Annotated in this window: 9 protein-coding genes; 8 read left to right on the forward strand and 1 reads right to left on the reverse strand. The window is 50.8% G+C overall.

The features are described 5' to 3' along the window. Window positions 1–47: 47 nt before the first annotated feature. The 7 genes from BG910_RS06985 to BG910_RS07020 all read left to right on the forward strand — a co-directional run bounded on the left by BG910_RS06985 (window position 48) and on the right by BG910_RS07020 (window position 9496). The gene (locus BG910_RS06985; RefSeq protein ID WP_089036221.1) at window positions 48–704 is read left to right on the forward strand and encodes a BON domain-containing protein; all 657 of its coding nucleotides are present in this window, start codon (window positions 48–50) and stop codon (window positions 702–704) included. Window positions 705–813: 109 nt separating this feature from the next. Continuing rightward, complete coding sequence (locus BG910_RS06990; protein ID WP_089036222.1) at window positions 814–1416, forward strand: hypothetical protein; 603 nt, start codon at window positions 814–816, stop codon at window positions 1414–1416. A gap of 357 nt (window positions 1417–1773) precedes the next feature. Further along, on the forward strand, window positions 1774–2553 hold the full coding sequence (map, locus tag BG910_RS06995) for a type I methionyl aminopeptidase (protein ID WP_089036223.1): 780 nt from the start codon (window positions 1774–1776) through the stop codon (window positions 2551–2553). Window positions 2554–2888: 335 nt separating this feature from the next. Continuing rightward, complete coding sequence (locus BG910_RS07000) at window positions 2889–3182, forward strand: helix-turn-helix domain-containing protein (RefSeq protein ID WP_089037179.1); 294 nt, start codon at window positions 2889–2891, stop codon at window positions 3180–3182. Between the two features lie 134 nt (window positions 3183–3316). After that, window positions 3317–6148 carry a valine--tRNA ligase gene (locus tag BG910_RS07005; RefSeq protein ID WP_089037180.1) on the forward strand — a complete coding sequence of 944 codons (2832 nt, stop codon included), beginning with the start codon at window positions 3317–3319 and terminating at the stop codon, window positions 6146–6148. A gap of 487 nt (window positions 6149–6635) precedes the next feature. Beyond that, the gene (locus tag BG910_RS07015; protein WP_089036225.1) at window positions 6636–8234 is read left to right on the forward strand and encodes a hypothetical protein; all 1599 of its coding nucleotides are present in this window, start codon (window positions 6636–6638) and stop codon (window positions 8232–8234) included. Window positions 8235–8605: 371 nt separating this feature from the next. Then, entirely contained in the window at window positions 8606–9496 is an 891-nt protein-coding gene (locus BG910_RS07020; RefSeq protein WP_089036226.1) for a viperin family antiviral radical SAM protein, read from the forward strand. 162 nt (window positions 9497–9658) lie between these two features. On the opposite strand, the gene pgi is transcribed toward BG910_RS07020, so the two are convergent. After that, a complete protein-coding gene (pgi, locus tag BG910_RS07025) occupies window positions 9659–11290 on the reverse strand; it encodes a glucose-6-phosphate isomerase (protein WP_089036227.1) in 1632 nt (543 codons plus the stop codon). Between the two features lie 409 nt (window positions 11291–11699). On the opposite strand from pgi, the gene BG910_RS07030 reads away from it, so the two are divergent. Then, complete coding sequence (locus BG910_RS07030; RefSeq protein WP_089036228.1) at window positions 11700–12737, forward strand: LacI family DNA-binding transcriptional regulator; 1038 nt, start codon at window positions 11700–11702, stop codon at window positions 12735–12737. Window positions 12738–12898: the final 161 nt, after the last annotated feature.

The following is a 12898-nucleotide window of genomic DNA, read 5'->3' on the forward strand; positions in this document are numbered from 1 at the left end:
AGGCCGTCTGAAAACCGTTTTATGACCATTAAAGGACGCTGACAAACATGAAGCAAACCGCCAAACTGATTCTCACTGCCGCCACCGCCAGCGTGATGCTGGCCGGCTGTCTGCCCGCCATCGTCGGCGGCGCCGCTGTCGGCACCAAATCCGTCGTTGACCGCCGCTCTTCCGGCGCACAGGCCGACGACAACGTAATGGCCGTGCGCGTGGCGCAGTCCGCCCGCAGCTATCTGCGCCAAAACAACCCGACCATCGGCTACAAACCGAAAATCAGCGTCGTCAGCTACAACCGCAATCTGCTGCTGTTGGGGCAGGTTTCCAACGAAAGCGAAAAGCAGGCCGTCGAGCAAATCGCCCGCAATGAGCGCGCCGCCGCCAATGTGTACAACTACATTACCGTTTCCCCCGATGCGCGCACGTTTGATAATGTTGCCACCGACTCTTGGGGCACTTCCAAAGTCCGCACCGCGCTCTTGGGTCTGCCAGCATCCACACAGGCGCGCGTGAAAATCGTGACCTACGGCAATGTGACTTATGTGATGGGCATCCTCACGCCCACCGAGCAGGCTGCCGTTACCCAGCGCGTCAGCACCACCATCGGCGTGCAGAAAGTCGTGACCCTGTATCAGGAATATAACGGCATCAACGGCAGCGCATCCGCGCCTGCCGCCCCAGTATCCCCCGCCGCTGCACAGCCGTAACCATCAGGCCGTCTGAAAACTTTTCGCATACGCGGTTGGGGTTTTCAGACGGCCTCAAATCCAATTAAATCTATAAGAATAATTTTTCCGATTTGCGGAACGACGACATATGCAGAAAAACCGACCACAAAAATTCCGGCTTACCCCGCAGATTCTGATCCGCGCCACGTTCGGCGTGTGCATATTGGCGATTATCGGCGTCATCCTCGGCGTTATCGGCACGTTTAACAGCGGGAAAAAGCAAACCGAAACCGCCGCGCCGCAGCCGCCGGCCGGCAGCGAACGCGTGGAAGTTTGGAAACCGAACGGCAGCGAAGGCGGCGGCGCGGTTGTTTTGAATCCCGACGTAATGAACCAAACCGACGGTGCCCAGGCCGAATTGTTGAAAAACGAAGCCGAACAGGCCGAGCGCAATCCGTTTCTGACCCGCCAAAACAGCGGCGAACGCCCGCGCGCGCGCCCGATGGAACAGCAAAACCGCGCCGTGCCAAACGGGGAATTGCAGCCGAGCATGGTCAATACGCCGTCTGAAACTGCCGTCCCGCCGGTTCTCCAAACTGAGCCGCAACCCGCGCCACAGCCCGAACCCGAAACACACCAGCCCGCGCCTGCGCCGCAGCCGGAACCTAAACCTGCGCCGCAAGCCGAGCAGCCCGAGCCGAAGCCGGAGCAACCGTCCAAGCAGGGGCAGGAAATGGATAATCTGTTTTAAAAACAGCGGGGTGTTGCGAAAAGCAGAAAGGTCGGGTCTTTTACAAAAATCTCAAAATACCGTTTGAAGGTCGTCTGAAACGCCGGACTTGTCATTCCCGCGCAGGCGGAAATCTAGGTGTTTGAGATGAGTCATACTTTTAAAGCAAACAGTTGTGCGGGTTTAGTCTTCTGGATTCCCGCCTGCGCGGGAATGACGTCGGGTAAAGGATTAACTGTTTCAGACGGCCTTCCGGCAGTTTCCCCGCTTACCGCTAAAATTCAGCCTCAGCCGTTCGATTAAACCCACCATTTCAATCCCACCATTTTTCAGACGGCATCAGGCCGTCTGAAACCATTTCATACAAAGGAAATCCGCATGGATGCAGTAACCATCAAAACGCCTGAAGAAATCGAAAAAATGCGCGAGCTGGGCAGGCTGGTCGCCGAGGCGCTGGACTATATCGGCCAGTTCGTCAAACCGGGCGTGACCACCAACGAAATCGACAAGCTGGTGTACGACTATCATGTCAACGTGCAGGGCGGGTTTCCTGCACCGTTAAATTACGGCAATCCGCCGTATCCGAAATCCTGCTGCACTTCGGTCAACCATGTCATCTGTCACGGCATTCCAGACGACAAACCTTTGAAAGAAGGCGATATTCTCAACATCGACCTGACGATTAAAAAAGACGGGTTCCACGGCGATTCGAGCCGTATGTTTGCCGTCGGCGAAATCAAGCCTGTGGCGCAGCGGCTGATTGACGTTACCCACGAATCTATGATGGCGGGCATCGAAGCGGTCAAACCGGGCGCGACTTTGGGCGACATCGGCTATGCCTGCCAGCAGATTGCGGAAAATGCGGGCTATTCGGTGGTGCAGGAGTTTTGCGGGCACGGCATCGGCCGCAAATTCCACGAAGCGCCGCAGGTTTTGCACTACGGCCGCAAAGGGCAGGGGCTGGTGTTGGAGCCGGGTATGATTTTTACCATCGAGCCGATGATCAATCAGGGTAAACGCCATCTGCGCATTCTGCCCGACGGTTGGACGGTTGTGACCAAAGACCGTATGCTCTCGGCACAATGGGAACACGAGGTGTTGGTGACTGACACTGGGTATGAAATTTTGACCGTTAGTCCGATGACGGGTAGGCCGTGATATGCAGTTTGGTATAATGCCGACGGCGTTTTTCAGCAGAAAACAACGTTTACATTCAAGAATATGCCTGTTTTTAGTGTTTTTTTGTGTAAAATTTTTATAAGAGCAGCTGGAGGGCTGAATTTTATATTTTTGATTTTTATGTAGTTTTCCGTTTGGACTATTTAACCTAGAAATATTTATCCAGATTATGATGTTTTCGATAAAACTTCTTTCGAATATCCTGTCTAATAATCTGTATGAGGTATGGAATAGGGCTTGCGCTTTCACAGCGGGCAATCTGTAAAGTTTTATCCCTCTGCTTGCTGAAAACCAATCTGAAAGAAGGAAACCAAATGAAATCGTTTGAGAAAATTGAAAACATCCGCGACATCCGTAAAAAACTCGGTTTGAACCAAATGGACTTCTGGAGCCGCATCGGCGTGACCCAGTCCGGCGGTTCGCGTTACGAGTCAGGCCGCAATATGCCCAAACCGGTTCGTGAGCTGCTGCGCTTGGTGCACATCGAGCGCGTTGACCTGGCAAAAGTAAACCGCGAAGATTTGGCGGTGGCTTCCCTGCTGAAAAACCGTGACCCGGAGCTTTACGCATCGCTGAAAAAAGAAGCGAAATCCGACAAAAACAAATAATCTTCCCGATTGTTTGGAAAGGCCGTCTGAAACTTTCAGACGGCCTTTTGCGTTATAATTCCAAAAATCAGTTTCCGCATTCTGCCGCAGCGTTTTGGGCAGATGTTTTCAATTTTTTCACGACAGAATTTACCATGCTAGACAAATACAACCCCGCCGAAATCGAAACCAAACATTACGCGAACTGGCAAGCGAAAGGCTATTTCCAGCCGCATATGGACGCTTCGCAAGAGTCGTTTTCCATCCAGCTTCCGCCGCCCAACGTAACGGGCACGCTGCACATGGGGCATGCGTTCAACCAGACGGTTATGGACGGCTTGACGCGCTATTACCGCATGAAAGGCCGCAACACCTGCTGGATTCCAGGCACCGACCACGCGGGGATTGCCACGCAGATTGTGGTGGAACGCCAGCTCGCCGAGCAGGGCGTGTCGCGCCATGATTTGGGGCGTGGGAAGTTTTTGGAAAAGGTTTGGGAATGGAAAGAGCAGTCGGGCGGCACGATTACGCAGCAGATGCGCCGTGTGGGCTGTTCGGCCGATTGGACGCGCGAGTATTTCACGATGGACGACACGCGCGCGGGGATTGTGACCGAGGTGTTCGTGCGCCTGTATGAGCAGGGGCTGATTTACCGCGGCCAGCGTTTGGGCAACTGGGATCCGGTTTTGGGCACGGCGATTTCGGATTTGGAAGTGGAAAATGTGGAAGAACAGGGCTCGATGTGGCACATCTGCTATCCGCTGGCTGACAATCTTTCAGACGGCCTGACCGTAGCGACCACGCGGCCGGAAACGCTGTTGGGTGACGTGGCGGTTGCGGTGCATCCCGACGATGGACGCTACGCGCATTTGATCGGCAAGGAATTGGTGCTGCCGCTGACGGGGCGCACGATTCCGGTGATTGCCGACGAATATGTGGACAAGGATTTCGGCACCGGCTGCGTGAAAATCACGCCCGCGCACGATTTCAACGACTACGAAGTGGGCAAACGTCACAATACGCCGCTGATTAACGTGTTGAGCCTAAAGGCGGAAATTCTGGCCGAAGCGGAAGTATTCGACTACAAAGGCGAAGTTCAGACAGGCATTAAGCTTCCTGAAAAATACGCCGGCCTTGACCGCTTCGCTGCGCGCAAACAAATCGTGGCCGACTTGGAAGCAGAAGGCCATCTGAAAGAGGTAAAACCGCACACGCTGATGACGCCCAAAGGTGACCGCACGGGTTCGGTAATCGAGCCGATGCTGACGCGCCAATGGTTTGTCGCCATGAGCGCAAAGCCCGAGGGCGGTGAGCCGGAAAGCGAATTTAAGGGACTAAGCCTGTCTGAAAAAGCCAAAAAAGCGGTGGACAGCGGCGCGGTAAAATTCTTCCCGGAAAACTGGGTGAACACCTACAACCAATGGATGAACAACATCCAAGACTGGTGCATCTCGCGCCAGCTCTGGTGGGGGCACCAAATCCCCGCTTGGTACGATTCAGACGGCAATGTTTACGTTGCCCGCAGCGAAGCGGAAGCGGAAAAATTGGCCGGCAAAAGCGGGCTTACCCGCGAAGAAGACGTTTTGGATACCTGGTTTTCCTCTGCGCTGGTGCCGTTTTCCACGCTCGGCTGGCCGTCTGAAACCGAAGAGTTGAAAGCCTTCCTGCCCAGCAACGTGTTGGTAACGGGCTACGAAATCATCTTTTTCTGGGTCGCCCGCATGATCATGATGACCACGCATTTTACCGGCAAAGTGCCGTTTAAAGACGTGTACATCCACGGCATGGTGCGCGACCACGAAGGCAAAAAAATGTCCAAATCCGAGGGCAACGTCATCGACCCCGTGGATTTGATCGACGGCATCGATTTGGAACAGCTTCTGGTCAAACGCACTACCGGCCTGCGCCGCCCCGAAAAAGCGCCGCAAGTGATTGAAGCGACGAAAAAACTGTTCCCCGAAGGCATTCCCGTGTTCGGCGCCGACGCGCTGCGTTTTACCATGGCCAGCTATGCCAGCCTCGGCCGCAGCATCAATTTCGACTTCAAACGCGCCGAGGGCTACCGCAATTTCTGCAACAAATTGTGGAACGCGACCAATTTCGTGTTGATGAACGTGGAAGACAAAGACTGCGGCCAAGACGAAACCCAGCCGCTGGCCTATACCTTTGTCGACCAGTGGATTGTCGGCCGTCTGCAACAGGTTGAGGCCGCCGCCGCCGAAGCCTACGACACCTACCGTTTCGACCTCGCCGCGCAAACCCTGTATGAATTTGTGTGGAACGACTTCTGCGACTGGTATATCGAGCTGGCCAAAGTCCAACTGCAAACCGGCTGCCCGACGACCCGGCGCACCACCCGCCGCACCCTCGTGCGCGTGCTCGAAGTCATCCTGCGCCTACTGCACCCGATTATGCCCTTCATCACCGAAGAGCTGTGGCAGACCGTTGCCCCGCTGGCCAACGCCAAAACCGCCGACAGTATCATGATTGCCAAATGGCCGGAGCCGGACGCCGAAAAAATCGTCCCCGCCGCGTTCGAGCAAACCGCCGCCCTGCAAGACCTCATCGGCGCCGTGCGCAACCTGCGCGGCGAAATGAGCATCGCGCCGAACGTCAAAGCCCCGCTGTTTGTCGAAGGCGGCGAAGGCGTGGACAAACTGCTGAAATACCTGCCTTCCATGACCCGCCTCACCGAAGCCAACATCGTGGACAAACTGCCCGAAAACGAAGACGCGCCCGTGGCCGTCTGCAACGGCGCGCGCCTGATGCTGAAAGTCGAAATCGACAAAGCCGCCGAAACCGCGCGTCTGACCAAAGAAGCCGAAAAACTGCAAAAAGCCTTGGACAAACTCAACGGCAAACTCTCCAAACCCGGCTACACCGAAAAAGCCCCCGCGCATCTGGTGGAGAAGGACAAAGCCGAACTGGCCGAGTTGGAAGACAAGATGGCCAAGGTGCAGGGGCAATTGGCGAAGTTGAAAGATTGATTTTAGATTTAATGCAATGATTTAAATTGAAATCAAGGTAAAGGCCGTCTGAAAGTGTTTGATACTTTCAGACGGCATTTTTTGTTAAATAAAATAGGATTTTACGTCATACCCCGCTTGTCTAATGTTCTGCTTTATTTTCAGTAAAGCCCTCCAGTCACTCGGTGAAGTAGAGATGAAAATTTTTACACTCTTGACCGGCTCTATCAAAACGCCATGCTTCCTGCGCTTCTGAAACTGCCAACCATGTTTTATCAGCGCACAAATAAATTGGTGAACGTCTTTATTGGAACTGTACTTCATGGAACGCTTTCGTGAATGATTAAACATGTGCGGATTATGAAGAAGTAGTATTTTTTCTGACAGGACTTTTGGCATACATATCACTTCAGATGCAAAAGAATGATGTACGTTAAAAGTCCGTGAGCAAATTCTGTTACCTATGTTATATTCATGACAATCTTTGAATACTGCTAAGGAGGAAAGAATGGCTACTTTGCCCACCTTTGAAAAAATCTTGTTAGAAGTGCATCAATCTTTAGGCATTTATCAAAAACAAACTAATCAAAAAAATCGGTTTGCAGAACATTTGAATACCTTAAATAAGTATGAGCAGATGTTAGAAATCATAGTTGATGAGATTTGTGCAGCTACTGAAATTGATGATTTAGATGAGAAAGCGCGGTTTGATTTCATTCAAAATTTATGTGATACAGCTTTTTGCTATACCGAGCTATATAGCAAAATATACACTTTCAATGCAAACAAGCGGAATATTATTTGGCATTTATTAGGTTTTTACTTTGCTCCTTCATTAGCTCGCCGAGCTGCTTTTTGGAATTTCCCACAATTAGATAAAGGTATGCCTCGTGGTCGATTTTGGTATCTGCCTGACTGGCATATGCCAAAAAAACAGGGAGAATTGTATTTGCCTATTCCGCAAGTCATGGATTGGTTTTTTGACTTATGGGGAAAAAGCCCAAGGGAATATGCCGAATTTTATGATAGTAAATTTAATAAACATAAGGCAGATTCAGTAGAAAGAATGTTCAATAAATGGCAAAACGGCGTAACACCAGAAGTCGCAACGATTCGAGAATATTTCCGTGATGATTTGAAATTGGAGTTTTCTGGCTGTTTTGAATTGGAAGATTCTTTATCACTTCAGGAACAGTATCAAGCAGCAAAAGCATTTATGAATAAGAAAAATTTGAATGCCAAAGAGCTATATGCTGAATTACTGCTAAATCAAATACCTGATGAAGAGAGCGAAGATTGGGAAAAAGCATACTTTGTGAAATGGGTTGCAGAAAGATACCAAAAACCGGCCAATAAAATTGTCCGCCACCGTTTTTTAATGGCTCGTATGTTTCAAGATGGCTATATCCGGTTATTGAAATTTCTTTTTCCTGAAGTATCCCCTTTATGTGCAGAACCTTCTACCAATAAAATATTACAAATAATTGATATTTATCATGCTATTTACAACTTGACTGTTGAGGCTAATGTGGAGGTTGGAGATAAAGACTACTTTTCCGAATTCAGAGAAAATAAATATTTTGAGAAAGAGTTGCAAAAATATCAGTTGGATTATTTAACTCTTTTTTCAGGTATTTTGCCATCTGATGTATATGAAAATCGAGCAATAGCCGAATTAAGCCAAGTATTAACGCAATATTTTGATTGGGCGGAAGATGACCTTCCTGATTTTCTTTCCTACCCTGAGTACCCTAAAAGCCTTAAAGCAGTTGAATATAAATTGAAATACATTACTTACTATGGCGAACTTATACACGACATTGAACGTATTAGGGGTTTATTGAACAATTCTCAAGCTCTAGAGCAAGAAAACAATTTTGAGGCACTTCGTCATGTGTATAAAGATTTGAATCGTTCACGACAAAAATCATTTATGAAATATTTGGAAAAAAATGCTAAAACAGATAGGGAAAAGATGTGTGTAATTTTAGAAAAATTACATAACAAATTAAACCTATCAATTCGCCAAGCAGATGATTGTGTTCAAGTTACAAACTTACTGAAACAAGCAGAAAGCAATACTGAAACAAGCAGAAAGCAATACTGAAAGTGAATTATGGAATGTTCCTATTCTGAAATATAAAGCACGTCATGCGCTTTATCAGAATAAGTTTGACGAAGCATTAGAATTATTTCAACAGGCATTAGAAGCAGGAAAAAGTAGACATTTTGGTATCCAATTATCTGAAATTGCATGTGATTGCCTTGCATTAGCGGCCTCAATGAAAAAGATAGACCGTAAAACACAAGAAAAATTTTATAGAACTGCCGTAAACGGCGGAGTCTTGCAATATAACCATAGCAACCTGGGAATATACAGCTTATTTCTCAAACCGCCTGTTAGTTTTGAGGACTATGCCCAATACTGCTGTAAATACTTTTTAGAAAATTTATACAAACCTTACTCGGGGTACAAATATGAACAACCAAGAACTCACAATTAATTGGCACATTGCCGAAGCCTGTAATTACGTCTGCCGTTATTGCTTTGCCAAATGGGAAAAAAGCGGCAGAGAACTGCTGCATTTTTCAGACGGCATTGCAGCTATGATAACGGAAATTGCCAAGCTACCAGTTTTGTTTAATCAGCAAAAAGGCACGTCGTTCGACAGCGTACGTTTGAATCTGGTTGGTGGAGAACCGCTGCTATACAAAGCACAGACCATGCAGATTATCCGCGCGGCGCGCGAGCAAGGGCTGGCTTTGTCTATGGTTACCAACGGTAGTTTGTTGGATGATGAATGGTGCGAAGTGATTGCCCGTGATTTTAAGGGTATCGGTATCAGTATTGATTCAGTGAGTGGACAAACCAATCTAGACATCGGCCGCCATGCGAAAAATCAACTTATGCCGTCTGAACAGGTTGTGCGGCGGATTCAGGCCATCCGTGCTGGCAATCCGAATATCGGCATTAAAATCAATACAGTAGTGAATCAGTTGAATTATCGGGAAAATATGGCTGATTTTATTGCCGAGGTCGCGCCCGACAAATGGAAAATCTTCAAAATGCTGCCCATGATTACCGAAGATTTATCAATTGACGACACGCAGTTTCAGCAGTTTTTGGACAGACATCAAGAGTTCCATCATCTGATTTGTTCGGAAAACAACAATGAAATGGTAGATTCTTATGTGATGATTGATCCGTTGGGCAGATTTTTCCGAAACAGTTTACAGGTTTGCGGCGGCTACCGTTACAGCCAGCCGATTTACCAAGTCGGTGCAGAACGTGCACTTACGGAAATGTATGTGGATACGGAGAAATATCGGCAGCGATATATTACGATTAAGCAGAGAAAAGCTGCTTGAAAAAAGTTCCAGGCCGTCTGAAAGTTTTGATACTTTCAGACGGCCTGGAATTTTAATTTGCTTTTCTTGGAAAGGTTCTGACCTGAAATTTTGCAGGAATCAATTAAAGGGGCCGTCTGAAACGGATAATCTGGTTCGGACAGCCTTTTTCACTTGGCTTGCCTACCGTTCCTGACAATCCCGATAGAAGCGGATTAGGCCGTTGGTAGAACTGTCGTGCTTGGGTTCGTGCCCGAGGTTGAGTTCGGGCTCGATGGTTTTGGCGAGCATTTTGCCGTATTCGACGCCCCATTGGTCGAAGGGGTTGATGTTCCAGATGGTGCCTTGTACGAAGATTTTGTGTTCGTAGGCGGCCAGCAGCATGCCGAGGTTGAAGGGGCTGATTTTGTCGATGAGGAAGCTGTTGCTCGGGCGGTTGCCGGGGAAGGTTTTCTGCGGGGCGAGGGCGGTGCATTCGGCTTCGGACTGGTTGGCGAGTTCGGCTTCCGCTTCGGTTTGGGTTTTGCCGCGCATCAGGGCTTCGGCTTGGGCGAAGGCGTTGGCGACGGTAAAGCGGTGCTGGTGGCCGACGCGGTGCGGCGTGGTCATGGGAACGATGAAGTCGCAGGGGATGAGGCGTGTACCCTGATGGAGGAGTTGGAAGTAGGCGTGTTGGCAGTTGACGCCTTCTTCGCCGAAGACAATGCCGCCGGTGGAAACGGCGACGGGCTGCCCTCCGGCGGTGCGGCTTTTGCCGCAGCTTTCCATGTCGAGCTGGTTGAGCCAGCTTGGGAAGCGGCGCATGTCGTGGCTGTAGGGGACGACGGTGTGGCCGTCTGAAAGGTGGAAGTTGTTGTACCAGACGTGCAGGAGCGCCATCAAAACGGGGATGTTGCGGCGGAACGGGGTGTTGAAGAAGTGTTCGTCCATGGCGTGTGCGCCGCGCAGCAGCTCGCGGAAGCGGGTTTCGCCGACGGCGACCATGACGGGCAGGCCGATGGCCGACCAGACGGAGTAGCGTCCGCCGACCCAGTCAAACATGGCAAACACGCGGTCGGCGGGGATGCCGAAATTGCGGGCGGTATCGACGTTGCTGGAAATGGCACAGAAATGGCGGGAAATGCCGGATTCGGGCAGACCGGCGTCGCGGTACCAGTTGCGGGCGGCGTGGGCGTTGAGCAGAGTTTCGGGTGTGCCGAACGATTTGCTGGCGATGCAGAACACGGTGGTTTCGGGGTCGAGCACGGCGAGGGTGCGGGCGATTTCGGCGTCGTCGGCGTTGCTGACGAAATGGACAGCCACGTTTTTGCGGTAGGCTTTGAGCGATTGCACGCAAACCTGCGGGCCTAAATCGGAGCCGCCGATGCCGATGTGGACGAAGTCGGTAATGCGTTTGCCCGTGGTGCCGGTGTGCACGCCGTTGATGATGCTTTCGGCAAAGGCGAGCGCGCGGTCGAGCTCGAGGTGGATTTTGGGCAGGATGTTTTCACCATCTACCAATACGGGTTCGGCGTTTTCGGGCAGGCGCAGGGCAGTGTGGAGCGCGGCGCGGTTTTCGCCGGTGTTGATTTTGGCGCCGTTTTTCATGGCCTGCATTTGGCTGCCCAGCCCGATTTCTTCAGCTAAATTACACAGTAGGGTCAGGGTTTCTTCGGAAATCCGGTTTTTGCTGTAATCAAATAACAGGCCGTGCAGCGTTTCATGCATGGTGTCGAAACGCTGCGGATCGGCGGCAAACAGCTCGCGCATATGGATATTTGCCGTTGCTTGATAATGTGCAGTGAGCGCCTGCCAGGCGGCGGTGGAGGTCGGCATAGGATTTCCTTTGAAAAAAACGGTTTGGGTTGATTCTTTTTGAAAACAATAAGATGCTTCTAAATTCCTGCTTTTTTCATGCCGTCTGAAATTTTTCAGACGGCAATAATAGCTTTTAATCCTATACCAGGCCCGCCGGCGTTGCGGATGCTTTTTCGATATTCGCCAGTATCTGCTTCGATTTTATGGTTTAGCGCAATTTTTTGTGTTTGAAAAACAGATTATGGAAAAGAAATTTTAAACATTGTACCGTGATTTACTTTTCAGACGGCAAAGTTAAATTTCGTTTGCATATTGCGTTTTGATGCTTGATTTTCATCAAGGAAGTGTTAAAAAATCAGTATGCCACCGATGTCAGTTGTGCTATATTGTGTAACATTATTGAAACAGGCAAAGCAGAAACCGTAATATGGCTACAATTTATGACGTTGCCGCCCGCGCAGGCGTGTCGCCGAAAACGGTCAGCCGCGTTATCAACGGCGATGCGCCGGTCAGCGAGGCGACGCGCGCCAAAGTCGAGACTGCCATTGCTGCTTTGGGCTATATCCCGTCGCTGGCGGCGCGCAATATGCGTTCCCACCGCTCGGGGCTGGTCGGCCTGATTACCGGCGCCATCTCGCGCACGGGCGACAACGGCGTTCACGGCCTGCCCGATATGTTTCTGATAAAAGGCATCCAGCAGCAGGTGAGGGCGGGCGGCAAAACGCTGATGATTGCCGACAGCGACAGCCGCGCCGAACACATCGGGCCGTTAATCCGCACCTTTATGGAACACCGCGTCGAGGGTATTCTGTATGTGGCCGAATACCACTGCGAAATCGTGCTGCCCGAAATGGTCAACGTCTGCCCGATTGTGTTGGTGAACTGTTTTGACGCCGCAGGCACGCCCTCGGTAATTCCCGATGACGGGCAGGGGCAATACGATTTGGTGCGCGAGATCGCCCGCCACGGTCACCGCCGCATCGCCTATCTAAGCCTTCAGCCGGGCATCGAAGCCACGCGGCTCAGAATCGCCGGCTACCGCCGTGCGTTGGAAGACGCCAATATCGGCTTTGACAAAGATTTGGTGCAGACGGGTTATCCCGACGCCCGCAACGACAGCGGGCCGCTTCTGTCCGCCGTCGTCCGCCTGCTTTCGCTGCCGCAGCCGCCGACCGTGATTTGCTGCGGCAACGACGAAATGGCGGTCAGGGTATACGGCATTCTGCGCACACGCGGCGTGCGCGTGCCTGAGCAGATGTCGGTTGCGGGCTACGACAACCACAGCGCGATTGCCGAAACGCTGTTCCCGCCGCTGACCAGCACCGAGCTTCCCTACCTGAGCATGGGCGCACTGGCGGCGGATATGCTGTTTCAGGAAGCCGAAGAAAAGGGCAGCGCGCCGGATATGCCGGTAAAAGTCGCCGGCGGAACTGTTTGGCGGCAGTCGGTAACGACTTTGGGTTGATGCTTGGTTTTCAGACGGCCTGTTGTTATGGATATTAATCAAAAGGTCGGGACTTTTGTAAAAAACGCGAATGCCGGTTAAATGCCGTCTGAAAAAACGGCCGCCCAAATCCGCCGCCCATACCGGTTTGTAAAAAAACAATCTCAAAATAAATTTCAGAC

Source organism: Neisseria chenwenguii, from assembly GCF_002216145.1.
Taxonomy (GTDB): Bacteria; Pseudomonadota; Gammaproteobacteria; order Burkholderiales; family Neisseriaceae; genus Neisseria; species Neisseria chenwenguii.